We start from the raw sequence: 23,550 nt of genomic DNA, 5'->3' as shown, positions 1-23,550 counted from the left end.
GGCCGCGACGCGGCGGGGGGCCCGCGCGCCCGTTGCGCTCAGGGCGCCGATGCGCAGGTGGCGCTGTCGTCGTTGCCCTCGATGCCCAGCCTGTCCGCCTCTCCGGTGAACGTGGCTTGCGCGAGCGCGGTGGCCAGGCAGGTGGGCAGCCTCGGGTTGGTGCGCACGTGGAAGCCCAAGGACACGCGCGACAGCGCATCGAGGCGCAGCCGGGTCAGCGCGGGGTTGTCGGCCACCACGAGGATGCGCACATCGTGCAAGGCGCCCAGGTCCTCCAGGCTGCCGAGCGCCGTGTTCTCCAGCACGAGGCACTCGTCCAGCCGCAGCACGTCGCGCAGCGCGGGCATCGCCTCCAGCACCGGATTGCCGATGACCTGGAGCGACCCGAGCGAGCGCAGCGCGGGCAGGTCCTCCACGCGCCGCACCGCCACGTTGCCCAGCACGGAGAACCGCTCCCCCACCCAGAGCAGCGACGGCAGATGTCCCACCGACTCCAGCTTCGGGTTGAGCGAGAACGACAGGCTGTCCGTGACGTGCAGGAGCGAGTCGAGGCCGCGGGTGGACGTGAGGCCCGCGTTCTCGCTCACGTCGATGTTCCCCGCGGACTGCAAGGACTCCAGGCCCGCGAGGCTCGTCAGGAGCGGGTTGTTGCGCACCGTGAGGGCGCCGCCCAAGGTGACGAGGGGCGCGCTCGTGAGCGTGAGGAGCGCGGCGTTGTCCGCGATGAGCACGTCGCCCAGCACGCCGAACAGGCTCGGCAGGTCCACGACGGGCAGGCGCGCGTTGCCCGTGACGGTGAGCGCCGCCAGATTCTGGATGCAGGACAGCCCGCTCAGGCTCTCCAGCGCGAGGTTGTCCGCGACGACGAGGCTCTGTGGACGCAGGCACCCCACCTCGGCCAGGGCGCGCAGCGCGGGGTTCTCCTTGAGCTCGAAGGCCCCGCCCACGCGCAGCACCACGTCCGGACTCGTGCTGCCCAGGACGAGCCGGAGCAGGGCGCCATTGCGGCTCACGCGGAGGGTGTCGCGCACGGACACCAGGTGCCCGGTCTCCACGGTGCGCAGTTGGGGATTGCCATGGATGAGGACGCTGCCCTCCACCACCTCCAGGTTCGGGAGGCTGAGCGACGGCAGCTCCGTGAACGTCATGGACAGGTTTCCCCGGATGCGCTGCACGCCCTGGAGCGCCGCGACATCCGCCGCGTTGCGCACGAGGGCCTCTCCATCGAACGTGGACACGGGCGTGCGCGGCTTGCAGATGGAGACGGTGGCGCTCACCTCGTTGTCATCGAGTTCACCGTCGCCGTCCGCGTCCACGCCCGCCAGGACGCGCGTGCCGCCGGTCGCGCATCGGCTGCTGGGCTCGGGCTCGTCATCCAAGCGGGTCACCACCGCGCTGCTCGCGGCGCAGACGACGCTGGACGCCTCCACCTCCGCGTCGCCCAACCGCCCGTCGCCGTCGCGATCCTCGCCGGCCTCCACCGAGGTTCCACCCTCGGGACAGTGAGGGTCCGCGACGCCCGTGTGCGAGCGCGTGAGGACTGCTCGCGGCTCGGTGCAGATGACCGCTTCGCGCGTCACCTCCGCGTCGTCGAGCAGGCCATCCGCGTTGGCATCGGCGCCCGCTCGGGTGATGTGACCGCCGTGCGGACACCGCGCGCCGGGACGCTCCAACTCGACGCGCACCAGTACTCCCGGCACGGTGGCGTTGCAGAGGTACTCCAGCGAGGTGACCTCGGCCTCGCTCAACGCGCCGTCTCCATCCAGGTCCACGCCCGCGAACACCGCGTGGCCGCCTTGAGCGCAGCGCGTGCCCGCGGGCTCCGGCTCGAGGCGGGTCATCACCGCGCCGCGCAGCCCCAGCTCTCGCCAATCAATGCCACCGCAGCCGCTCGTCAACACGAGCAGCGCGAGCAGCGTCCCCCCTCGCATCGCCAGTCTCCGAATCCGCTCGGTCGCGTCAGCGCCGCAGCGCGAGCTCCAGGCCGTACTGCCGATCCCACGTGTTCTCGCCGTTCACGGTGACGCGGTCCGTGCCCAGCGTGGCGGACACGCGCAGCCGGACGCCCAGCAATCGCGCGGTGACGCCCGCCGCCAGATTGGCCACGAGCATCGACGGGTCTCCCTGTCGCACCGAGGGACCTCCCGGCTGCTGCGCCGGCGCCGTGAGGCCCATCATCCCCCAGCCCACCGCGGCCTCCACGAAGACCGGCGTGCGCGACGCGTCCTGCGTGCCCACCACTCCCTGCACCGTGAGGCGGTGGATGCGCAGCCCGTCGCGCGCTTGCGGCGTCAACCCGTAGGCGGCGCGCACGCCATAGTAGAAGTTGGGCTCGGGTGCGCTGCGCCACGCCAGGCTGGGGCCCACGGAGACGCCGCCCAGTCCCAGCGGCGCCGTGGTGCCAGCCAGGCCCATCTCCCATGTGGCCGTCGGAGCCAGTGGACGCGCGTCCAACAGCCCGCCGCCCGACGGCGCGAGGCGGCGGATGCCGGAGAAGTCCACCGCCACCAGCCCCGCGGACGCCACGAACTGCTCGTAGAAGCTCCGGTCCAGCGGCACGGCGAAGAGCCCCTGGCGCAGGGCCTCCTCGGCGGGGCCTCGCTCCTGCAACTCGCGGGGCTCCATCTGCGGCATGCCCGCTGACAGCTGCGCCAGCGTGACCCGCGCCTCGCCCGTGGGCGAGCGCACCCAGTACACGTCTCGCTCGGGGAGCATCAGCTGCACCCACTGCTGCTGGGTGCGCCGCACGTCCGCCAGCCGGCGCCCGTCCGAGTCCTCCACGGAGATGCGCGCGTACTCCAGTCCCGCGGGCAGGGTGAGGGTGGGGCCCTCCGGCGCGGGGCCCACCAGGGGCCGCCGGGGCTCGCGCGTGGGCGCGAAGGCGTTCACCGTCAGCCGCGCCGGCATGCTCCGCACGCCATGCAGCGACGCGGCCACGAAGGCGGCCAGCTCGCTGTACTCCACCAGCCCGTCGCCGTTGATGTCCGCGCCGCCCATCAGGCCCGAGCGCGCCACGTGGCTGAAGACGCCCGCGCGGATGCGCGACCACTCATGGGTTTCTCCGTCATCGCTCTCCGCGAAGAGGGCGCCGACGTTGGGGCGCGAGGCGAGCTGCTCTCGCGCCAGCACGCCGCGCAGCTCCGCCAGGACCGCCGCGTCCGGCGCGCCACCGCGCCGACCCACCACGCCCGAGGCGCGGCAGGCATCCACGATGACGTGCACGTAGTCGGCGCCCAGCGGATCCACCACCTCCGAGTAGAGGCTGGTGCGGTCGAGCCGTCCGCCCGCGAGCGTGAAGTAGGCGCGGCCCGCCTCATCCGTGTTGCCGTGGCCCACGTAGATGACGAGCACGTCCGTCTGCCGCCCCAGCGAACGGTCCACCTGGATGGCCGCGTGCAGCCGCGCGACCTCTTGGGACACCGCCTGCGGGGTGGGCACGCGCGCGGCGCGCAGCACGGGGCTGCCGCCCTCGCGGGTGGCCTCGTCCGGGTCCACCAGGAGCGTGGTCTCCACGCCCAGTCGCTGGAGCGTCTCCGCCCACAGCACGCCGTCGTCGTCCGCGAAGCGCAGCGCGGGCAGGGCGGGATCATCACTGCCGTTGTGCGCGATGACGAGCGCGCGTCGCGTCGCGGCGGCGTTCGCATCCAAGGCCACGCACAGCGAGGCCGCTCCCAGAAGCATGCCGAGCCGTCTCATGGCGACTCCTCGACTCGGACCTCCTGCTTCAACACCACGACCCCATCCGCCTTCTCGCCGTGCAGTGCCGCCACGGTCGTGGCCGGCTGGGCGGAGAACGCGGCGGTGACCTCCACCCGCTGGGCATTCTCCGTGAGAGGGACGGTCATCTCCAAGGGGTGCTCGCCTCCGGGCGTGCCGTCGAGCGAGAAGGGTCCACTCACCTCCTCGGTGACGCCGCCCACGGACACCCGCACCGCCACGTGGCTGAGCGGCTGTCGCGCTCCCGCCGCGAAGGCGAGGGTGGAGCCGCGCGGGCAGGCCTCACCCGCGCGCAGCTCGCGCAGCGGATGGCCGGACACCGCGCAGAAGATGCGCAGGGCCACCTCGGTGGTGGGGTGGCTCTGCTGGCCCCGCGAGCGCCACTCGTGGGTGGCGAGCCGCGGCGTCAGCGTCACCACCAGGAGCGTGGCCGCCAGCGCCGCGCCCAGGACGGTCAGCGACGGCCAGCGGGTGCGCGACTCCTCGGGCGCCGCCGCGGCCAGCGCCGCCTGCAGCCCCGCGGACGTGAGCAGCTCCTGCTCGCGCGGACTGGGCGCCTCGGGGGTGCCCGTCTCCAGCACGCGGTGGGCACGCATCCAGCGCTCATACCGAGGGCCGCAGCGTGGGCAGGCATGTGCGTGGCGCATCATTCGCGCGCCCTCGTGGGGGGCCAGCTCCCCCAGGGACCACCGGGTCAACCCGGCGTCCACGTGTCTCTCGTACCACTTCATGGTGTGCTCCCGAGCCCGAGTGCGCACAGGGCGAGCGTCGCGACGAGGACGCCCAGCTCCAATCGCCCCGGGGCGAAATCCGTCTCCAGCCAGCCCGAGTCCTTGAGGTGCTCGGCGAACTGGAGCCGCAGCTTGCGCTCGCGCACGCGCAGCTCTCCGCGCGTGAGTGCGAGCTGCGCGGCGGCGGTCTCCTGCGACAGGCCCTCCACGAAGCGCAGCTGGGCCAGCCTCTGGGTGGTCTCCGGAAGCGCCTCCAGGAAGTCCCTCACCAGGGTGCGCACCTCCGCCCCCAGCGCTTCCTCTTCCGGGCTGAGTCCCTCGGTGGGCACCTGCGCCAGCTCGGGCGCCGCGTCCAGGGACACCGCCTCGCGCGCCACCCGCCCCGACGCGCGCATCAGGTCGATGGCCGTCGAGCGCGCCACCGTGAGCAGGAAGCCCAGGTAGGGGCGCACCCCGTCGTAGGCCTGGCGCATGTGCGGACGGAAGGCCCGCACGAACGTCTCCTGGTGGGCCGCGTCCAGGTCCAGCGGCGACAGCGCCACCGTGCGCGTCCCGGCCTCCGACTGCACGTTGAAGCGCCGCGACAGGTACCGCAGCACCTCGGGCGAGTAGGTGCGGTACACCTGGGTCAGGACGGACGTGTCCCCCCGGCGAAACGCCTCCAAGACAGATCGATCGTTTCCTGTCAGCACGGTCGCTCCGTCCCACGCGGGCCGGACCGGGCCCGATGCCCGGCCGTCCGTCGCCCTTCCCGGAAGAATACGGAACGGGCCCGCGAATTGGGTCGCTGCACCAACGCGGGTGGGACAATTCCTTGTGTTCCCGGGACGACGTTTCTTGACTCCGGGCTGTCTGGTCTAGTGGTTCTGGCCTGTTATGCAGATTTGACATCCCCGCCCATCCCTCCAAGGCTCACCTTCTTTTCCCCTGGAGGGCCACATGCCTATCTCCCGCATCAACACGGGCCCGACGTCTTCGGCGAACAAGGCGCAAGCCACGAACGTGGCCACGCAGAAGAAGCCGCTCCCCGCCGCGATGTCCCCCACGTCCCCGGCGAAGACCTCGGTGGACCGGCACTCGGACAAGGTGGACTCCAAGAAGGCCGCTCCCCAGGACACCAGCACCCAGAAGATGTTCCAGTCGAAGGAGACGGTCGCGGCGCTGAACTCGCGGCGCGGCAGCCTGTGGAAGTCTCCGTCGTCGCCCACCTCCAGCCGCCCGTCCTCGCCGGATGCGCACTCGGCGACCCTGGCGAAGTTGAGCCAGGGCGTCCACCTGGAGAACGTGGAGGGCGCCCCCCGGGAGTTCATCCAGGCGAAGTGCAACGACATCAAGGCGGACATCCCGAGCGCGGAGATCCTCCACTACATCGACCAGGGCGGGGACCCTCGGCTGGCGGACAACCAGGACGCGCGCGACGGCATCTGCAGCGCGATGACCTCCGAGTGGATCCGCCAGGGGGCGTCGCACCCGAACATGAACGAGGCCTCCCAGGCCTTCGCCCACACGCTGGCGAACGACTTCGGGTCGCTCGCCGCGAAGCAGGTCGCGGAGATGGCGAAGGGGAACGAAATCAAGCAGCTCAACAACGCCAACATGGAGAACATCCAAGGCGTGCAGGGGAAGATCGCGACCGCCAAGTCCATGGGCACCTTGGCCGCGGACATGGACCATCGGCTGCGGGAGGACGGCGCCAAGCGCATGGAGCACACCGCGGCGAACGTCGACGCGCACATCAAGGGGCCGCTGAAGATGAAGGAGGGGGTCGATACCCTGCCCCACGGTCAGAGCGCCGGCCTGCGCCATCAAAGCCAGACGTTGAAGCAGGGCCGCGCGGACATCAACGCGCGGCTCAACCACGATGTCGCGCACATCCAGCAGAACCAGGACCACATCCAGACGCAGACCGAGGCGTTCCGCACGCAGCGCGGCGGTGGAATCCCAGGCACCGTGGTCCACCCGGACACGGACATCGATCCGGAGAACTTCCGCGCCACCCTCTCACAGAGCACGCAGCAGGATGGCTTCTACCGCCTGGGCATCAAGAAGTCCGACGTCAGCGGCGAGGGCCACGTCATCGGGCTGCACAAGACGGGGGGCGAGTGCCGCTTGATGGATGCCAACACGGGCGAGTGGAAGGTGGCCAACCACGAGGACCTGAACAAGCTCATCATCGGCCACCTCAACGAGGTCTACATCGACGAGGGCTACGACAAGTTCAACCTCACGCGCCATCAGCCGTGAGCCACGCCGCGCGGCCCTGAAGTCCGCGCGGGAGGGTCACCGCCGTGCGCTGGACTGAGCGCGCGGCGCTGACCGAGGACCGCCGTGGCGCTCCCCGCGCCCGCCGAGCGCGAGGCTCGACGGGCGGGGTTCTCCGAGGTCAGAACGCGGTGCCGTCCGCGTGCTTTCCGGGCGAGGCCACGCTGCTCGACAGGCTGGTGTGCAGCGACCACGTCCCCGTGCTGCTCGCGTCGGGCGCGCGGTTGTAGGACGTGCCCGGGTAGGCATCGACATAGCTGGTCGAGTCCTCCACCGAGCCGTCCGGGTGCTTGAGGAAGAGGCTGTCACCGCCGCTCCCCTGGTTGACGCCTCGGTCGAAGCGCAGCCCCATGCCGCCGTTGGAGTACGTGGCGTTGGTCGCGCTGGCCGGCACCGCAGATGCCCCCGAGTAGACGACGTACACCTGATGCGCGGGAACCACGGTGCCCTGGGCGAACACGTGGCGCGTGGGCTCGAGACCCCGGTGGGACTTGAGGTCATCGATGCGCCAACCGGAGAGGTCCACCGCGGCGTTCGTCGAGTTGACCACCTCCACGAACTGCTGGTCGTAGTCCGGCGTGCTCGTCCCCGACGCGTTGAACGGCTGGGGCAGGTACTCGTTGATGAACACGGCGGGAGGCGGCCGGGTCATGGCGAACACGGCATCGCTCTGGTCGAGCACGGTGGTCTGGTCCACGTCCATCACCTGCACGCGGGCGCTCGTGCTGGCCTCGCGCGGCACGGTCCAGGTGTACGTGGCGGGAGTCGCGGGGACGCTGGAGACGATGTCCTTCCAGGTGGCGCCGTTGTCCAGCGTGTAGCGCAGCCGGACGTTGCTCACGCCCGACGATGTCCAGGTGATGGGGAACGCGGTGTCCGCGGCCAGGGACTCGCCACCATTGGGCGCGGTGAGCTGGAGCTGTCGCGCCGCCGTGGTGGTGGAGAAGTCGAAGCGGGTGAACACCGGGTAGTGATCCGACGTGGTGTTCTTGTAGTTGGTGATGTTCGGGTGGCTCACCGTGGCGGACTGCGGCTCGTAATGGGCGGCCAGCTCGTTGGACGCGAGCTGATGGTCGATGAACGAGCTGAAGCTCGCCGTGGAGCCCTGGGTCGCCGACAGCGCCTGCGTGAGGAAGGTGTAGTGCGTCGAGTCGTTCAGGAACGCGCCGAAGGGCGAGGGCAGGTACTGCCCCGTGACGGCGTCCTTGGTCGTCGAGACATCCACATCGTCGTTCCAGTCCCCGACCACCAGGACGTTCGCGTCGGGGAGCTGCGCGTCCAGGTAGTCCTTCAGGACCGCCGCCGCGGCCTGCCGCCGGTCATAGTCATCCTGGGCGGTCATGGCCTTCAGGTGGAGCACGAAGAGCGTCAGGTCCACCGACGTCCCATTGCGGGTCACCCGGAAGTCCACACGCAGCGGCGGGCGCCCGGCGAATTGATAGTCATTGGCGGTGAGGACGACGCGCGCGCTGAGGACCTGCACGATGCTCGACTTGAAGAGCACGCCCACCTTCTGCTCGTCCGGCGTGTAGGAGTTCGAGCCGCCTGGGACGCGCGTGGCGTCGTCGGCGAGGAAGCCGTCGTAACCCCCGGGGAGCTGCGCTTTCAGCGAATTGAACTGCGCGGTGTCGACGATCTCCGCCACGCCCATGATGTCCGGGTCCAGGGAGGAGATGACCGTCACCGCGTTGGCGAGCTGGAGCGGCTCATTGGACGGACCATGGCCCGCGGTCGGGTCGCCGAACCACTCGATGTTCCAGTTGGCGATCTTCAGCGGGAACGGGTTCCGCGCGCCGCCGCCACCATCGGGGGTGCCGCCGCCGTCCGGAGTGCCGCCGTCCGTGCCGCCATCCCCGCCGTCGGTGGTTCCTCCCGTGGAGCCGCCGAGCTTGAGGTTCACCGTCGCCGTGGCGACCGCGCCGCTCGCGTCCGTGACGCTCACGGTGAGGGCGCGGGGGCCCACGGTGTCCTGCGGCACGCCGCTGATGATGCCCTCGGGCGAGAGCGTCAGGCCCGCCGGGAGCGAGCCTCCCGTCAGGGTCCAGCGCAACGCCGGCGCGCCTCCGCTGGCGTTGAGCACCGTGGAGTACGGCGAGCCCACCGTCGCGTCCGGCAGGTCACGGCTCGTCACCTGGGGCGCGGCGAAGACCTTCAGCGAGTAGGTATGCGCGCTCGTGAGGCCCGCGCCGTCTCGGACCTTGACCTCGAAGGGCCAGTCACCGGCCTGGCTCGCGGGGCCGGTCAGCTTCCCGGTGCCCGAGTAGAACGAGCACCCCGGCGGAGGGTTGGTCACCGCGTATTGCAGCGGCGCGGTGCCACCCCGGGCGACGATGACGTACTCGAAGGGCCTTCCCACCGTGGTCGCGGCGAGGTCGGTGGAGGGCAGGATGGGCCCCTCCTGGTCATTGCCGTCCCCAGAACAGGCGGACAGCGCGACGAGAAGGGCGAGCGCCCCGAGGGCTCGGGAAGTCATCATGGTGGGCAGGGCTCCGACGAAGGACTCTGGCTGGTCGGCCAATCTAACCTGTTCCTTCCGGCGGTGTCGCTGTCCGCTCCGGTCCGGCCTGTGTGGCAATCACGACAGCGCTCGGACGTGTCTCCAGAAAGGGTGGAGAGGCTTTGCGCTCACCCGAGGCGTGAAGTTGGATGGCCTCTCAGGATGTTCCCCCAGGCGGGGCACGCCACCAGGACGAGGACTCAAGCCATGAGCGACAAGTGGGACAAGCAGTTGATGGACTTCCTCAAGCGCACCGGCGACGAACTCAAGCGCTCCACGGATGATCTCCGCGGCGAAGCCGAGCGCCTCCTCAAGGAAGTGCGTGACCCGCAGAACCAGGCCAAGGTGAAGGAGGGCTTGGAGCAACTGCGCGTCTGGGCCTCCACCGCCACCAAGACGGCCTCGGAGAAGATTGAAACGGCGGTTCGTCGGGTGGAGGGCGCGGTGGAAGGCGCCTTCAATCGCGAGCCCGGAGAGGAGGGCCCCGCTCCCGCCTCGCCGCGTCCGACCTCCGCGGCCGAGCCCGCCGCGCCCAAGTCTCCGCGCCCCGCGCGCAAGGCGAGCACGTCCACGTCCAAGTCCATTGGCCGCAAGAAGGGGACGAAGGGCAGCGCCGGGCCCACGAAGAAAGCGGCGAGCAAGAAGTCGATCGGACGCAAGAAGCCCACGTCCGGAGCGTGAAGTTCCGCTGCCCGTGTATCGACTTGCTTGATTGCTTGGACCGGGGTCGTTCAGTCCGGGTGAACTGTTGGATCGCCTGTCGGCGCGTGACATAGTGCGCGCCGTGGCGGGTTCCAACGAAAAGGGCAGTATTCAAGCGGACATCGGGCAGGACGTCATCGACGACGCAGTGCGCAGCGTCGAGCGTCGGATGGACGAAGGCGAAGAGGTGGTGACCCAGGTGGAGGTGGAGGCCGCGGAGGCTTCCTCCGAACCGGTGGCCGCCCCGCCCGAGTCCCAGACCCAGGTCGAGGATGCCACGGCGCTCCGTCAGGAATTGGAGTCCGTGCGCGCGCAGCTCGAGCTGAGCATGGCCAAGGGCCGCGAGACGATGGAGCGCCTGCGCGAGGCCCACGAGCGCGCCAAGGACTTCCAGGATCGCGCCCTGCGCGCCGCGGCGGACCTGGAGAACTTCCGCAAGCGGACCGTGAAGGAAAAGGAGGAGATCCAGAAGTTCGGCGTGGAGAAGCTGCTGAAGGATCTGCTCCCGGTGATGGACAACATGGATCGCGCGCTCGACGCGGCGGCCAGGTCTCCGGACATCGACAGCTTCCAGAAGGGCGTGGCCATGACGCGCAAGTCCTTCGAGGACGCGCTCGGCAAGCATGGCGTGAAGGCCTTCAGCGCGAAGGGTCAGCCGTTTGATCCGCGCCTCCATGAGGCCGTGCAGCAGGTGGAGACCGCCGAGGTTCCGGCGGGGCATGTGGTGATGGAGCTGGTGCGCGGTTTCTTTCTCAATGAGCGGCTGGCTCGGCCGGCGCTCGTCGTGGTGGCGCGCGCGCCCGCGGAGGCGCCCGAGCCGCCCGCCCAGCCCGCGGCATCCGAGCAATCCTCAGGGGGGAGTCAGTAACAGCCATGGGCAAGGTGATTGGAATCGACCTGGGCACGACCAACTCGTGCGTCGCCGTCATGGAAGGCGGCGAGCCGGTGGTCATCCCGAACAGCGAAGGCAGCCGGACCACCCCCTCCATGGTGGGCTTCACCGACTCCGGTGAGCGGCTGGTGGGCCAGATTGCCAAGCGGCAGGCCATCACCAACCCAGAGAACACCGTCTTCGCGGTGAAGCGGCTCATCGGCCGCAAGTTCGATTCGCCCGAGGCCAAGAAGGCCATTGGCGTCAGCGCCTTCAAGGTGGCGTCCAGCCCCAACGGCGACGCCTGGGTGGAGATCCGCGGCAAGGGGCACAGCCCGCCGGAAGTCAGCGCCATCGTGCTGATGAAGATGAAGCAGACGGCGGAGGACTACCTCGGCGAGCCCGTGTCCGAGGCGGTCATCACCGTCCCCGCCTACTTCAACGACAGCCAGCGTCAGGCCACCAAGGACGCCGGCCGCATCGCGGGGCTCAACGTCCTGCGCATCATCAACGAGCCCACCGCGGCCGCGCTGGCGTACGGCTTGGACAAGGTGAAGGAAGGCGGCACCGAGCGCATCGCCGTCTACGACCTGGGCGGCGGCACGTTCGATATCTCCATCCTGGAGCTCAACGCCGGTGTCTTCGAGGTGAAGAGCACGAACGGCGACACGTTCCTGGGCGGCGAGGACTTCGACCAGCGGCTCATCGACTACCTGGCCAAGCGCTTCGCCGAGGCCAATGGCGGGCTGGACCTGCGCCGCGACCGCATGGCGCTCCAGCGCCTGAAGGAGGCCGCCGAGCGCGCCAAGCACGAGCTGTCCAGCGCGCCCGAGACCGAGGTGAACCTGCCGTTCATCACGGCGGACGCCACGGGCCCCAAGCACCTCACGGAGACGGTGGACCGGTCCACGTTCGAGGCGCTGGTCGCGGACCTCATCGACCGCACCATCGACCCGTGCCGCACGGCGCTGAAGGACGCGGGCGTGACGGCGCAGCAGATCAACCAGGTGCTCCTGGTGGGCGGCATGACGCGCATGCCGCGCGTGCAGCAGAAGGTGAAGGAGTTCTTCGGCAAGGAGCCGCACAAGGGCATCAACCCGGACGAGGTGGTCGCCGTGGGCGCCGCCATCCAGGGCGGCGTGCTCAAGGGCGAGGTGAAGGACGTCCTCCTGCTGGACGTGACGCCCCTGTCGCTGGGCGTGGAGACGGCCGGCGGCGTCTTCACGAAGATCATCGAGAAGAACACCACCATCCCCTGCAAGAAGAGCCAGGTGTTCTCCACCGCGGTGGACAACCAGCCGCTCGTGTCCGTGCACGTGCTCCAGGGCGAGCGCGAGATGGCGGCGGACAACAAGACGCTCGCGCGCTTCGAACTGGTGGGCATTCCCCCCGCGCCGCGCGGCGTGCCGCAGATTGAAGTGTCGTTCGACATCGACGCCAACGGCATCGTGCACGTGGGCGCCAAGGACCTGGGCACCGGCAAGGTCCAGCAGGTGCGCGTGGTGAGCAACTCCGGCCTCTCCGAGGCGGAGATCCAGGCGATGATCTCCGACGCGCAGTCGCACGCCGTCGATGACAAGAAGAAGAAGGAGCTGGCGGAGCTGCGCAACAACGCCGACGGGCTCATCTACACCACCGAGAAGAGCCTGGAGGAGTACGCCAGCCTCCTCACGGAGAAGGACCGGGAGGAGATCAAGTCCGACCTCGAGCGGCTCCGTTCAATGCTCAACACCTCCGACGCCGCGGCGCTCCGCGAGGCCTTCCAGCGACTGGAGGGCAGCGCGTACCGCATCGCGGACGCCATCTACTCGGACCAGGCGAAGTCGAGCTGAGCCGGGTTTCGGCGGGCGGGATGCAATCGCATCCCCGCCAGCCCGTAGGGAAGGGCGCGCCGTTCCACTCCGGGGGTAGGTCCATGTCGACGCAAGAAGCCGTCCTCTCGATGTTCGTTGTCGCGACAGTCCTCGGCATCCCGCTGCTGGGCCTGACGCTGCGCTTCTCCATCAAGCCCTTCGTGGACGCCTGGCTGCGGCTGCGCGCGAGTCAGTCACACACCCCGGCCGGTGAGATGGAGGCGCTCCGGGCCCGCATCGTCCACCTGGAGCACGTGCTGGACGTCCACGGTCTGCTGGAGCGCCCCTCCCAGGTGTCCCGCTCCACCTCCGAGCTGCCGTCGCACGTCTCGGCGCCGCGCGAGCGCGTGTAGTCGTCCGCCGGCGCACAACCGCGCGCCGGCGCCACGTCCCACCATCTTTGCTCTCCTGCTTTTCAGGTGTTGAATGTCCTCCGTGGAATTCAACTCCGTGGAAGAGGAGGTCGCTTTTCTTCGTGGACTCACTGCGGTCCACAAGATGGCGGATGACATCCTGGAGGACTGCCTGGAGCGAGGATTGGACCTCGACACCGGGCTGGACGTGTTCCTCACGCAGTGCGCGCGGCTGGTGCATGGGGACGCGGGCTTCGTGTCGTTGCGGGGCACGCGCGGCCCGGTGCTGACGCGGGTGATGGGCGAGCTGGGCGCGGACGTCTTCCAGGTGGCGCACCAGCAGGGGCCGCAGCGGCTGGCGGATGGGCGGATGCTCTTCTGCGCGCAGCTCACGCTGGGGCGGCTGAACCTGGGCGGCATGGGCCTGACGCTGCGGGGCGCGTTCGAGGACGGGGGCGCGCTCGTCATGCGGCTGGTGGAGGCGATCGCCGAGCAGCTCGACTCGGCGGTGCTGGGCTTCCTGGCGCTGATGGACGGGCGCTCCGCGCTGGAGCGACTGGATGAGCTGGACGTGGACGACACGCCGCTCATGCGCGGGCGGATCGGGCGCTACGAGGTGGTGACGCCGCTGGGCACGGGCGGCATGGCCCAGGTGCTGGTGGCGCGCGCGCGCGGGCCCGAGGGGCTGGGCCGGCTGGTGGCGCTCAAGCGCATCCTGCCGCACCTGACCTCGGAGCCGGCCATCGTGCAGCAGTTCCTGGACGAGGCGCGCATCGGGCTGAGGCTCGCGCACCCCAACCTGGTGCACGTGTATGACTTTGGCGAGGCGCAGGGCGCCTACTACATCGCCATGGAGCTGGTGCGCGGGGTGGACCTGGACCGGCTGTTGCGCGTGCTGAAGGGGCCGCTCGAGGCGCCGGTCGCGGTCGCGGTGGTGGTGCAGGGGCTGTACGGAATGCACGCGGCGCACTCGCTGCTGGGCGAGGACGGCGCGTCGCTGAACCTGGTGCACCGGGACCTGTCGCCGCACAACCTGATGGTGGGCTTTGACGGGCGCGTGAAGGTGTTGGACTTCGGCGTGGCCAAGGCGCGCGCGCAGCGCACCGTGACGCTGCCGGGAATCGTGAAGGGCAAGCCGCTCTACATGTCGCCGGAGCAGACGCAGGGCAAGCCGCTGGATGCGCGCAGCGACCTGTTTGCCATGGGCCTCATTCTCCATCAGGCGCTCACCGGGACGCGGGCCTTCGAGCGCCCGGACGAGGTGGCCTCCATGCGCGCCATCTGCGACGAGACGCTGACGCGCCCGCCCGGCATCGCGCAGCCCTTGTGGCGGCAGTTGTCGCGCGCGCTCGCGAAGCAGCCCGCGGAGCGTTTCCGCACCGCGCAGGAGATGGCCGAGCGGCTGTGCGAGGCGTGTCCGCCCGCGCGCGAGGCGGAGCTGGCGCGGCTTGCGGGGCAGCTCTTCCCGGAGCGGGTGCGCGAGCTGGGGCGCCTGGAGCGGGCCGTGCCCGCGAGGCCGGTGACCCGGACGGAGGGGTTGGTCACGCGTCCGGGTGGGCGGCGGGCGTCTCGCTGAGGGGGCCTAGCTGCGCTTGAGCGGATCCTCCGAGGGCGCCTTGAAGGCGCGGGCGCCCTCGGTGTCGTCCTCGGTGCGGATCTGCACGTCCTCGTGGCGGAGGCGCTCGGCGATGTGGCGCTCCTCCTCCACGGCGTCCTTGTGGATGACGACCTCCTCGTCCACGTAGGCGCGCTTGGACACGTCCACTTCCTCGGCGCGCATGGGGACGACGATGGTCTCCTCTTGGAAGGCCGCGCCCATGGCGGGCCGGTCCGAGGTCACCTCGCGGCGCTCCACCCTCACGCGCTCGCGGCGCAGCGGGATGTCCATCACCTTCTCCTCCTCGATGACCTCCTTGCGCACGCGCACCTCGCCCGTCTGGCGCTCGCGCTTGGTGACGTCCAGCCGCTCCTTGTGCAGCGGGATGGAGATGTCCTCGACCGCGCGGCCCTCGCGCGCCTCTTTCGCGGTGTCGCGCTCGGTGCCTCGCGCGATGGGAATGGCCGCGGTCTGGGTCTCGGCGACGGCGGCGGAGGGCGTCACGTCCTCGCGGATGTCCGTGCGGGTGGTGCTGGAGGGGGGCGTGGTGCGGCCCACGGCGCCATCCGCGTCCGTGCCGGCCAGCCGGCTGAGCATCTCCTTGCCGTGGTTGAGGAAGACCTCGCCGTCCCGGATGTCGCTCACCTCGCTGTACTGAACGAGGTAGTCCTTGGGGAAGAACATGCCCCGCTCGACGTGGAACTCCAGCTCGCCGATGGCGAACACCTTGCCGAGCTTCTCTCCGTCGATGCTGCGGACCGTCATCCCCTCGTTGATGTCGCTGCGCTGAATCATGACTGGCTCCTTGTGTCCCAGGGTGTGGCGCGCGGGACCGGAGACCGGGGTCCGTGTTGCACGAGCAGCGACTCCTCGCGCCCCGCGAGGAGGTGGTTCCCGATGCCTGCCGCCGTCATCAGCCAGAAGGTGGGCGCAGGTGGCGCGGAGATAAGCCCTGGGGGCGGCATGGTCCGCCGGCTTGGCCACCCGTCGGACCGTCGGGGGGCGCGGATGGTCTGTCGGCGCCCCTCGGGGCAGGGGGCTTGCGAGCCGCACCCGCGCCCCCCCTCGCGGCCTTTGCCTTCCCGTCGGGCCTCACCATCCTGATTCAGGCACTGCGCCCCCTTGGGCGCGCGAAGGGGAGCACGTCATGGCGAGCAGGACGGCGAGCGGCACGCGAGCGTGGTGGCGGGCGGCCGTGCTGGGAGGCGCGCTGGCGGGCGTGGGGGCGCCCGCGGTCTGGGGGGGCGTGCTCCAACAGGGAGGGGCGAGGAGGCGCGCGCGCCGCTCACCCCGAGGCCTCGCCTGGGTGGCCGGAGTCCTGGGCGCGCTCGCGGCCGTCCGCCTGGGTCGCCGGCGCCGCACCGAGGCGGAGGCCCCCTTCGCCTGGGCGCAGCTTGGACCCGCGCCAGGGCGGGAGGTGGAGGCCTCGGTCCAGACGTCCCTCGTCGTCCACGCGCGGGAGGGCGGGGACGAGGTCGCGTCCGAGGACGAGGACTCGGAGCTGCCCGAGCCCCGACGCGGCCCGTCGGGACGCGAGCACCCCTGGGAGGTGGTGCCACGTCCGGGCGCGTGGTCCCCCGCGGGCACCCCACCCCTGGAGGGTTGAAGGGGCGCACGCCGAGCGCGTGCGGCGGAGCCCGGGGTCGGCTGCATGCTTGACCCATGCGGAGGGCTCCCCTAGAAAACCGGGGCTTTGCCGTGATCTTCCTTGGAGGGAAGCCCCGCATGCGCCGACTCGTCCCGATGCTGCTCGCAGCACTCGCCGCCCTCGCGGCTGGCTGTGAGAAGAAGACGCAGCCCGCTCCATCGGGGGAATCAGGCGCCCCGACCGCGACCGCGGGCCAGTCAGCGGGGAGCGCGGCGCCGGAGGGCTCGGACACCATCCTGCTGGGTGAAGTGGGGGCGCTGACGGGCGGACAGGCCACGTTCGGCATCTCCACCCGCAACGGCGTGGAGCTGGCCCTCAAGGAGGCCAACGCCGCGGGCGGGGTGAAGGGCAAGAAGGTCGCGGTGCGCGTCTACGACGACCAGAGCAAGCCCGAGGAGGCGGCGCTCGCCGTCACGCGGCTCATCACCCAGGACAAGGTGGTGCTCATCCTGGGCGAGGTGGCGTCGTCCAGCTCGCTGGCCATGGCGGAGAAGGCGCAGGCGGCCAACGTGCCGATGATTACCCCCTCGTCCACCAACCCCGCGGTGACGGAGAAGGGCGAGAACATCTTCCGCGTCTGCTTCATCGACCCGTTCCAGGGCTTCGTGATGGCGAAGTTCGCGCACGACAACCTGAAGATGAACAAGGTGGCGGTGCTGCAGGACAACAAGAGCGCGTACTCCATTGGCCTCGCGGATGTCTTCACGCGCAAGTTCACGGAGATGGGCGGGAAGATTACCGGCACGGAGAGCTACAGCCAGGGCGACACGGACTACCGCGCGCAGCTCACGGCCATCAAGAAGACGCAGCCGGACGGCATCTACGTGCCGGGCTACTACAGCGAGGTGGGGGTCATCGCCCGCCAGGCGCGCGAGCTGGGGCTGAAGGTGCCGCTGATGGGCGGCGACGGCTGGGACTCCGAGAAGCTCTACGAGCTGGGCAGCAGCGCCATCGAGGGCAGCTACTTCTCCAACCACTACTCGCCGGACAACCCGGACCCCCGCGTGCAGAAGTTCATCGCGGACTACAAGGCCGCGTACGGCGGCGTGCCGGACGCGCTCGCGGCGCTGGGCTATGACGCCGCGCGCGTGGCGGTGGAGGCGCTGAAGCGGGCGCCGGATACGAGCAGCGCGTCGCTGCGCGAGGCCATCGCGCAGACCAAGGACTTCCCGGGCGTGGCGGGCACCGTGTCGCTCGACGAGAAGCGCAACGCCGTGAAGTCCGCCGTCGTCCTGAAGGTCGCGGACGGCAAGGCGACGTACGTCACCACCATCTCCCCGTAGGACGAGCCCACCCCGGCATGGCGCAGCTTCTCCAGCATCTCATCAACGGTCTCGCCGCTGGCACCATCTACGCGCTCGTCGCGCTCGGCTACACGATGGTGTACGGCGTCCTCAAGCTGATCAACTTCGCCCATGGCGACGTCATGATGGTCGGCGTCTACATGGGCTATGCCACCGCGATTGGGCTCGGGCGCCAGGCGCAGAGCAGCCTGTGGGGCGTGGCGCTCATCTTCGCCGCGGCCATGCTGGGCTGCGCGCTGCTCGGCTTCTTCATCGAGCGGTTCGCCTACCGGCCGCTGCGCGAGAAGCCGCGCCTCACCGCGCTCATCACCGCCATCGGCATCTCGTTCGCGCTGTCGTATGGCTTCCAGTTGGACCTGGGCTTCAAGCTGCCGCTGCCCGGTGGGTATGAGCTGTCGCTCGCGCTGCCGGGGGCCTCGCCCCGCGCCTTCCCGGAGATCATCCGCCCGACCGAGTGGCTCATCATCGGGGACCGGGACGTGGTCATCTGGAACTGGCAGGTCATCAGCTTCCTCATCGCGCTGGGGCTGATGCTGGTGCTCCAGTACCTCGTGTACCGGACGCGGTTTGGCCGGGCGATGCGGGCCGTGTCCTGGGACCACCGGGTCGCCGCGCTGATGGGCATCCCGACGGACCGGGTCATCGCGCTGACCTTCATGCTCAGCAGCGCGCTGGCCGCGGGCGCGGGCCTGCTCTACGCCATCAAGGACACGTCGGTGAGCCCGCTGATGGGCCTGTACGTGGGCCTCAAGGCCTTCGTCGCGGCCGTCATCGGCGGCATCGGCAACGTGCCGGGCGCCGTGGTGGGCGGCCTGGTGCTGGGGTTGGTGGAGGAGTTCGTGGTGGGCTACGCGGCGAGCACGTGGCGTGACGCGGTCGCGTTCGGCTTCCTCATCCTGGTGCTGCTGGTGAAGCCGGGTGGGCTCTTCGGGCGCGTCGCGGCGGAGAAGGTATGACGACGGCACGCTCCGCCACGACCGTTCCCGAGGCTGGCGCCGTGGTCCCCGCCGGGCTCAAGGGCCTCCTCCCGGTGCTCCTCGCGCTGCCCGTGCTCGGGCTGCTCGAGTGGCTGCTGCGCGCCTCTCCCTTCGCCACGTATCTGCTGTCCGTGATGGGGGTGAACATCATCCTCGCGGTCAGCCTGAACATCGTGAACGGGATGACGGGCCAGTTCTCCATCGGCCACGCGGGCTTCATGGCCGTGGGGGCGTACCTGGCCGGCTTCGTGTCGCTGATGCTCAAGGGCGTGGCCATCTCGTTCCTGCCCGAAGCCCTGAGCGACCAGGTCTTCTTCCTGCTGGCGCTGCTGGTGGGCGGATTGAGCGCCGCGCTCTGTGGCTTTCTCGTGGGCCTCCCCTCGCTGCGGCTTCGCGGTGACTACCTGGCCATCGTGACGCTGGGCTTCGGGGAAATCATCCGCGTGGTGGTGCAGAACACGGATGCCTTTGGCCGCGCGCTGGGCCTGTCCGGCATCCCGCAGACCTCTGGCGTGGGCATGGTGTACTTCGGGGTCTTCCTGGTGGTGCTGGTGGCGCGGCGCATCGCCGGCTCCAGCCATGGCCGCAGCCTGTGGGCCATCCGCGAGGACGAGGTGGCCGCCGAGGCGATGGGCGTGGACACCACGGGCTACAAGGTCCGCTCGTTCGTCATCTCGTCGTTCTTCGCCGGCATCGCGGGCGGCCTGTTCGCGCACTTCGTGCCCATCATCAACCCCGGCTCGTTCACCTTCGTGAAGTCGATGGAGATCGTCGTCATGGTGGTGCTGGGCGGACTGGGCTCCACGACGGGGGCCATCCTCGCGGCCATCTTCCTCACGCTGTTGCCCGAGGGCCTGCGCTCGCTGTTCACCTCGCTGGGCGCCGAGGGCAGCCTGGCCCAGAAGGTCGATCAGATCCGCATGCCGGTGTACGGCCTGCTGCTGGTGGCGCTGATGCTGTCGCGCCCGCAGGGCCTGTTCGGGACGAAGGAGATCTGGGACGTGCTGCCGAAGTGGTGGGCGCGGCGAAAGAAGGGGACGTCATGAGCGCGCCCGTCCAGGTGACGCCGGAGGCCCCGATGCTGGAGGCCGCGGGGGTGAGCATCCAGTTCGGAGGACTCAAGGCCCTCACGGACTTCAACCTCACCATCCGGCAGGGCGACCTCCAGGGCCTCATCGGTCCCAACGGCGCGGGCAAGTCCACCGCGTTCAACGCCCTCACCGGCGTGTACCGCCCCACGCGCGGCGATGTGCGGGTGGCCGGCCAGCGGGTGAACGGGTGGATGCCTCACCGCATCAACCATCTGGGGCTGGCGCGCACGTTCCAGAACATCCGCCTGTTCCGCGCGCTGTCCGTGTTGGACAACGTCAAGGTGGCGTGCCGCGCGGAGACGCTGTCGCACCAGGAGCACTGGCTGCCCGCGTCGCTGTTCATCGCGGCGCTGCGCGGCGTGGGTGGCGTGGGTGGAGAGAAGGGCGCGCGCGGCGGACAGCGCCTGGGCGAGCAGCTCATCGAGCAGGCGGGTGCGCTCGTGCTGCAGGGTTGGTGGCGCTCGCTGTTCCTCACCCCGGGGTTCCAGGCCGAGGAGCAGCGCATCACCGAGCGCGCGGACGCGCTGCTGGAGGTGATGGGCCTGTCGCACCGCCGCAACGAGGAGGCGCGCAACCTGCCCTACGGCGAGCAGCGCCGGCTGGAGATTGCCCGCGCGCTGGGGACGCAGCCCAAGGTGTTGCTGTTGGATGAGCCCGCCGCCGGCATGAACACGCGCGAGAAGGCGGACCTCATGGTGCTCATCCGCAAGCTGCGCGACCAGTTCTCGCTGGGCGTGCTGGTCATCGAGCACGACATGAAGCTGGTGATGGGCATCTGCGAGCGCATCACGGTGCTGGACCACGGCGAGATGATTGCTCGCGGTGCGCCGGACGAGGTGCGCAACGACCGGAAGGTCATCGAGGCGTACCTGGGCGACAGTTATCTGGAGTCCCACGGAGGGGCGGCGTGAGCGAGCAGGTGAAGACGCTGGGCGAGCGCCGGAGCTTCCCCGGGCTGCTGACGGTGGAGGGCCTGAAGGTGCAGTACGGCGCCATCCAGGCGCTGCGCGGTGTGTCGCTCCAGGTGGGGCAGGGCGAGGTCGTGGCGCTCATCGGCGCGAACGGCGCGGGCAAGACGAGCACGCTGCGCGCGGTGAGCGGGATGCTGAAGCCCTCGGCGGGGCGCATCACCCTGGGCAGCCGCGACATCACCGGGCTGAAGGCGCATCAGATGGTGCCGCTCGGGATGGCGCACGCGCCGGAAGGGCGCGGCATCTTCCCCAACCTCACCGTGCAGGAGAACCTGGAGCTGGGCGCGTACCTGCGCAGCGACACCGCGGAGATCCAGGTGGACATGGAGAAGAACTTCACGCTCTTCCCCGTGCTGAAGGAGCGGCGGCGGCAGATGGCGGGGACGTTGTCCGGCGGCGAGCAGCAGATGCTGGCCATCGCGCGCGCGCTCCTCAGCCGCCCGAAGCTGCTGCTGCTCGACGAGCCGTCGCTGGGACTGGCGCCGCAGGTGACGGAGACCATCTTCCGCACGCTGCGCGACGTCAACGCCGCGGGGGTGAGCGTGCTGTTGGTGGAGCAGAACGCGCACCTGGCGCTCAACGCCGCGCATTACGGCTATGTGCTGGAGACGGGCGAGGTGGTGATGGCCGGTCCCGGCAAGGCGCTGCTGGACAGCGCCGAGGTGCGGCGCGCCTACCTGGGAGAGTAGCTCCCGCGCGCGTTGCCTTCCGCCTCCCCAGGGCCCGTGCTATCCACGACGGCCGGGCCGTGACCGTGGTCGGGAGGTACGAATGTTGCGCAATCTCCTCGGGGCTGGCGTGCTGCTCGCGCTCGGGGCGCTGGCTGGCTGCAAGCCCCAGAATGCCTGCTCCAAGGACAGTGACTGTGCCTCGGCGGCGCTCAAGTGCGACACCGAGGTGGGCCTCTGCTACGGCGTGACTCCTCCCGAGGAGAAGCCCGAGACCTGCTCGCCCGCGTGCGCGCCGTATCAAGCCTGCACCGTCACGGGCTGCAAGGACCGCTACAGCGAGCTGTCGTGGCTGCGGCCCGCGGGCGGCGCGACGCTCGATGCCGGCACGACCGAGCTGGCCGCGCGGCTGGTGGCGGACCAATACAAGCAGTACCCCGAGCAGCTCGAGTTCGTGGTCGAGCGCGTGGGCGCGGGCGCGGTGGGCACCGTGGAGGGCGTGCTGGGCGATGACGCCGGCACGTACACCGCGCGCTGGTCTCCGCCCGCGGAGGATGCGGAGTATCGCCTGTCCGCTGCGTACCCGGCGGATGGTGGCCCGCGCTCCACTCCGGTGACGGTGCGCGTGAACGCGGTGGCGCCCACGGTGACGGTGGAGCTGTTGCCCGGCGTCGCGAGCAGCATCGATGGGGGCACGGCCTTCACCTACGCGGACCCGGTCGCGCCGACCGCGCGACGCCGCGATGAGACGGCCGTGGTGCGGATCCGCTCGGACGCGACGGACGTGGCGGCGGACTCGCTGCGCGTCTCCGTGCGTGGCGTGGGCGCGGGCGCCGAGTTCTCGCCCGCCGCGGCGCAGGTCGCCCCGTGCGCGGCGGCGGCCTTCTGCCGCGACGTGACGGTGCCGCTGTGGGTGCCGCCGCTCGCGGACTTCCGGGGCGCGTTCACCGCCACGGCGACGGTGGCGGACACCGTGGGCAACGTGGGCGGCGCGGAGGCGAGCATCCCGGTGACGCGCTGGCGGTGGTCCTTCGCCGCGGGCACGACGGAGATTCGCACCAGCCCCGCCATTGGCTCGGGCGGCGTCGTCTTCTTCGGCACGTCGCGCGACAAGGGCAACCTCTTCGCGGTCCGGCCGGAGGGCTCGGTGCTCTGGTCCCATGAGCTGGGCAACATCACGAGCGGACCGCTGGTGGGCGCGGGCACCGGGCCCGGAGAGCTGGTGTATGTGGCCGCGGATACCAGCCAGAGCTCGCTCAAGGTCAAGTGGGGGCTCTTCGCGTACAGCGCCGCTGATGGTGCGGCGGGCCCCAGCGTGAAGTGCGCGGACTCCACCGGGCGCATCAACGGCGCCCTGGCCTGGATGCAGGTGAAGCTGGGCGCGGAGAGCAGCCCCCTGGAGACGGTGGCGGGGTTGGCGGACGGTGACGCCCTGATGGCTGTGCGGCCCAGGGGCGCGTCGGGCTCGGCCCAATGCATCAAGACGATATCCGGTGCCAGCACCTCGCTGGGTGGAGGGAGCGTGGCGATGGATGCGGACCTGTACCTCGGCACGGCTGTGTCGGTGGCGGCCTACCGGTTGGGGGGCACGGGCTGGGCGAGCACCCCGTCCTTCTCGTCCCCGAGCATCGGCTTCACCATGACGGGCCTCGCGCTGGGGAAGGACGCCACGCAGCTCGTGAGCGTGGGCTCTCGCGTCACGCCGGCCACGGAGGCCACCCTCGCGCGGTTCCAGGTGACGGATGGCAGTGGCGTGCAGCCGTATCCGTCAACGCCCGAGGCCAGCCAGATCCAGAGCCTGGTGGTGGGCACCGAGGCGGGCGCGGGGGTCGCGTACTTCGGGCGCAGCAACAGCGACACGGGCGCGCTGAGCGCCGTGAGCGTGACGGACCTGCGCGAGCTGCGCTCGGCGCCGAACGCCGGCAGGTTCCCCAACGCGCCGGTGCTGGGCGAGGGCGGCGTGCTCTACACCGCCTCGGCGACGGGGGCGCAGCCGGGCGTGGGCGAGGTGACCGCGTGGTCCGCGGCCAGCCTGACGCGTCTGTGGAGCCTCTCGGATTCGGTGGGGCGAGTCATCGCGGACGCGCCGTCGGGCTCGCCCGCGTTGGACTGCGCGCGCACCTCGACGGGCGCCGCCCGGCCAGAGTCCCTGGGCACCCTGTATGTGCCGGGCGCCAATGGCACCCTGTACGCATTGATTGTCGACAGCCGAGGCTTGGATAGCACCGCGCCCTGGCCTCGGCCGCAACACGATGCACGCAACAGCGGCAACCCGGCCATGCCGGTGTCTTGCCCCTGACGTTCGGCG

Annotated in this window: 19 protein-coding genes; 13 read left to right on the top strand and 6 right to left on the bottom strand. The window is 70.4% G+C overall.

Going from position 1 to position 23,550, the window contains the following annotated elements; genetic code table 11:
• Positions 1 to 38: 38 nt before the first annotated feature.
• The 4 genes from KRR26_RS25570 to KRR26_RS25555 all read right to left on the bottom strand — a co-directional run bounded on the left by KRR26_RS25570 (position 39) and on the right by KRR26_RS25555 (position 5,113).
• Positions 39 to 1,931: a DUF7151 family protein gene (locus KRR26_RS25570; RefSeq protein WP_217081096.1), complete on the bottom strand. Its 1,893-nt coding sequence runs from the start codon at positions 1,929 to 1,931 to the stop codon at positions 39 to 41.
• Between the two features lie 28 nt (positions 1,932 to 1,959).
• Positions 1,960 to 3,696, bottom strand: coding sequence for a caspase family protein (locus KRR26_RS25565; RefSeq protein WP_217081095.1), 1,737 nt, complete (start codon positions 3,694 to 3,696; stop codon positions 1,960 to 1,962).
• On the bottom strand, positions 3,693 to 4,313 hold the full coding sequence (locus tag KRR26_RS25560; protein ID WP_233577355.1) for a hypothetical protein: 621 nt from the start codon (positions 4,311 to 4,313) through the stop codon (positions 3,693 to 3,695). Before KRR26_RS25560 ends, KRR26_RS25565 begins: the two co-directional genes overlap by 4 nt.
• 131 nt (positions 4,314 to 4,444) lie before the next feature.
• Positions 4,445 to 5,113, bottom strand: coding sequence for an RNA polymerase sigma factor (locus KRR26_RS25555; RefSeq protein ID WP_233577356.1), 669 nt, complete (start codon positions 5,111 to 5,113; stop codon positions 4,445 to 4,447).
• Positions 5,114 to 5,387: 274 nt separating this feature from the next.
• Here KRR26_RS25555 and KRR26_RS25550 point away from each other — a divergent pair, with 274 nt between their 5' ends.
• Positions 5,388 to 6,692, top strand: coding sequence for a hypothetical protein (locus KRR26_RS25550; protein ID WP_120209137.1), 1,305 nt, complete (start codon positions 5,388 to 5,390; stop codon positions 6,690 to 6,692).
• Positions 6,693 to 6,831: 139 nt separating this feature from the next.
• Here KRR26_RS25550 and KRR26_RS25545 read toward each other — a convergent pair whose 3' ends face one another.
• On the bottom strand, positions 6,832 to 9,186 hold the full coding sequence (locus KRR26_RS25545; RefSeq protein ID WP_217081094.1) for a putative Ig domain-containing protein: 2,355 nt from the start codon (positions 9,184 to 9,186) through the stop codon (positions 6,832 to 6,834).
• 228 nt (positions 9,187 to 9,414) lie between these two features.
• Between KRR26_RS25545 and KRR26_RS25540 the strand changes: the two genes are divergently transcribed.
• The 5 genes from KRR26_RS25540 to KRR26_RS25520 all read left to right on the top strand — a co-directional run bounded on the left by KRR26_RS25540 (position 9,415) and on the right by KRR26_RS25520 (position 14,562).
• A complete protein-coding gene (locus tag KRR26_RS25540; protein ID WP_120209139.1) occupies positions 9,415 to 9,888 on the top strand; it encodes a transcriptional regulator in 474 nt (157 codons plus the stop codon).
• Between the two features lie 94 nt (positions 9,889 to 9,982).
• Entirely contained in the window at positions 9,983 to 10,777 is a 795-nt protein-coding gene (grpE, locus tag KRR26_RS25535; RefSeq protein ID WP_120209140.1) for a nucleotide exchange factor GrpE, read from the top strand.
• A 5-nt stretch (positions 10,778 to 10,782) separates the two neighbouring features.
• Positions 10,783 to 12,612 carry a molecular chaperone DnaK gene (gene dnaK, locus KRR26_RS25530; protein WP_120209141.1) on the top strand — a complete coding sequence of 610 codons (1,830 nt, stop codon included), beginning with the start codon at positions 10,783 to 10,785 and terminating at the stop codon, positions 12,610 to 12,612.
• An 83-nt stretch (positions 12,613 to 12,695) separates the two neighbouring features.
• A complete protein-coding gene (locus tag KRR26_RS25525; protein ID WP_120209142.1) occupies positions 12,696 to 12,986 on the top strand; it encodes a hypothetical protein in 291 nt (96 codons plus the stop codon).
• 73 nt (positions 12,987 to 13,059) lie between these two features.
• A complete protein-coding gene (locus KRR26_RS25520) occupies positions 13,060 to 14,562 on the top strand; it encodes a serine/threonine-protein kinase (protein ID WP_120209143.1) in 1,503 nt (500 codons plus the stop codon).
• A 6-nt stretch (positions 14,563 to 14,568) separates the two neighbouring features.
• Here KRR26_RS25520 and KRR26_RS25515 read toward each other — a convergent pair whose 3' ends face one another.
• On the bottom strand, positions 14,569 to 15,378 hold the full coding sequence (locus KRR26_RS25515) for a YsnF/AvaK domain-containing protein (RefSeq protein WP_120209144.1): 810 nt from the start codon (positions 15,376 to 15,378) through the stop codon (positions 14,569 to 14,571).
• 352 nt (positions 15,379 to 15,730) lie between these two features.
• Between KRR26_RS25515 and KRR26_RS25510 the strand changes: the two genes are divergently transcribed.
• From KRR26_RS25510 to KRR26_RS25480, 7 genes are all read left to right on the top strand, one after another.
• Positions 15,731 to 16,189 carry a hypothetical protein gene (locus KRR26_RS25510; protein WP_120209145.1) on the top strand — a complete coding sequence of 153 codons (459 nt, stop codon included), beginning with the start codon at positions 15,731 to 15,733 and terminating at the stop codon, positions 16,187 to 16,189.
• A 119-nt stretch (positions 16,190 to 16,308) separates the two neighbouring features.
• The gene (locus KRR26_RS25505) at positions 16,309 to 17,514 is read left to right on the top strand and encodes an ABC transporter substrate-binding protein (protein WP_120209146.1); all 1,206 of its coding nucleotides are present in this window, start codon (positions 16,309 to 16,311) and stop codon (positions 17,512 to 17,514) included.
• A 17-nt stretch (positions 17,515 to 17,531) separates the two neighbouring features.
• Positions 17,532 to 18,491, top strand: a complete 960-nt coding sequence (locus tag KRR26_RS25500) for a branched-chain amino acid ABC transporter permease (RefSeq protein WP_120209147.1) — start codon at positions 17,532 to 17,534, stop codon at positions 18,489 to 18,491.
• Positions 18,488 to 19,558, top strand: coding sequence for a branched-chain amino acid ABC transporter permease (locus tag KRR26_RS25495; protein ID WP_120209148.1), 1,071 nt, complete (start codon positions 18,488 to 18,490; stop codon positions 19,556 to 19,558). The genes KRR26_RS25500 and KRR26_RS25495 overlap by 4 nt, the downstream gene beginning before the upstream one ends.
• Positions 19,555 to 20,514 carry an ABC transporter ATP-binding protein gene (locus tag KRR26_RS25490; protein WP_120209221.1) on the top strand — a complete coding sequence of 320 codons (960 nt, stop codon included), beginning with the start codon at positions 19,555 to 19,557 and terminating at the stop codon, positions 20,512 to 20,514. Before KRR26_RS25495 ends, KRR26_RS25490 begins: the two co-directional genes overlap by 4 nt.
• Positions 20,511 to 21,263, top strand: coding sequence for an ABC transporter ATP-binding protein (locus KRR26_RS25485; RefSeq protein WP_120209149.1), 753 nt, complete (start codon positions 20,511 to 20,513; stop codon positions 21,261 to 21,263). The genes KRR26_RS25490 and KRR26_RS25485 overlap by 4 nt, the downstream gene beginning before the upstream one ends.
• Before the next feature lie 82 nt (positions 21,264 to 21,345).
• Positions 21,346 to 23,541, top strand: a complete 2,196-nt coding sequence (locus KRR26_RS25480) for a PQQ-binding-like beta-propeller repeat protein (protein WP_217081093.1) — start codon at positions 21,346 to 21,348, stop codon at positions 23,539 to 23,541.
• Positions 23,542 to 23,550 lie beyond the last annotated feature (9 nt).

This window comes from Citreicoccus inhibens, from assembly GCF_019039035.1.
Classification (GTDB): domain Bacteria; phylum Myxococcota; class Myxococcia; order Myxococcales; family Myxococcaceae; genus Citreicoccus; species Citreicoccus inhibens.
Note: the sequence above shows the minus strand (reverse complement) of the source record. Positions and strands in the feature narration are given on the sequence as shown.

What these genes read in the sequence shown, in the direction of transcription:
- KRR26_RS25500 (WP_120209147.1), top strand. Translation starts at nt 17,532, where the DNA reads ATGGCGCAGCTTCTCCAGCATCTCATCAACGGTCTCGCCGCTGGCACC.
- KRR26_RS25515 (WP_120209144.1), bottom strand. Translation starts at nt 15,378, where the DNA reads ATGATTCAGCGCAGCGACATCAACGAGGGGATGACGGTCCGCAGCATC.
- KRR26_RS25525 (WP_120209142.1), top strand. Translation starts at nt 12,696, where the DNA reads ATGTCGACGCAAGAAGCCGTCCTCTCGATGTTCGTTGTCGCGACAGTC.
- KRR26_RS25490 (WP_120209221.1), top strand. Translation starts at nt 19,555, where the DNA reads ATGAGCGCGCCCGTCCAGGTGACGCCGGAGGCCCCGATGCTGGAGGCC.
- KRR26_RS25480 (WP_217081093.1), top strand. Translation starts at nt 21,346, where the DNA reads ATGTTGCGCAATCTCCTCGGGGCTGGCGTGCTGCTCGCGCTCGGGGCG.
- KRR26_RS25495 (WP_120209148.1), top strand. Translation starts at nt 18,488, where the DNA reads ATGACGACGGCACGCTCCGCCACGACCGTTCCCGAGGCTGGCGCCGTG.
- KRR26_RS25540 (WP_120209139.1), top strand. Translation starts at nt 9,415, where the DNA reads ATGAGCGACAAGTGGGACAAGCAGTTGATGGACTTCCTCAAGCGCACC.
- dnaK (WP_120209141.1), top strand. Translation starts at nt 10,783, where the DNA reads ATGGGCAAGGTGATTGGAATCGACCTGGGCACGACCAACTCGTGCGTC.
- KRR26_RS25520 (WP_120209143.1), top strand. Translation starts at nt 13,060, where the DNA reads ATGTCCTCCGTGGAATTCAACTCCGTGGAAGAGGAGGTCGCTTTTCTT.
- KRR26_RS25510 (WP_120209145.1), top strand. Translation starts at nt 15,731, where the DNA reads ATGGCGAGCAGGACGGCGAGCGGCACGCGAGCGTGGTGGCGGGCGGCC.
- KRR26_RS25545 (WP_217081094.1), bottom strand. Translation starts at nt 9,186, where the DNA reads ATGATGACTTCCCGAGCCCTCGGGGCGCTCGCCCTTCTCGTCGCGCTG.
- KRR26_RS25565 (WP_217081095.1), bottom strand. Translation starts at nt 3,696, where the DNA reads ATGAGACGGCTCGGCATGCTTCTGGGAGCGGCCTCGCTGTGCGTGGCC.
- KRR26_RS25560 (WP_233577355.1), bottom strand. Translation starts at nt 4,313, where the DNA reads ATGCGTGCCCACCGCGTGCTGGAGACGGGCACCCCCGAGGCGCCCAGT.
- KRR26_RS25505 (WP_120209146.1), top strand. Translation starts at nt 16,309, where the DNA reads ATGCGCCGACTCGTCCCGATGCTGCTCGCAGCACTCGCCGCCCTCGCG.
- KRR26_RS25550 (WP_120209137.1), top strand. Translation starts at nt 5,388, where the DNA reads ATGCCTATCTCCCGCATCAACACGGGCCCGACGTCTTCGGCGAACAAG.
- KRR26_RS25570 (WP_217081096.1), bottom strand. Translation starts at nt 1,931, where the DNA reads ATGCGAGGGGGGACGCTGCTCGCGCTGCTCGTGTTGACGAGCGGCTGC.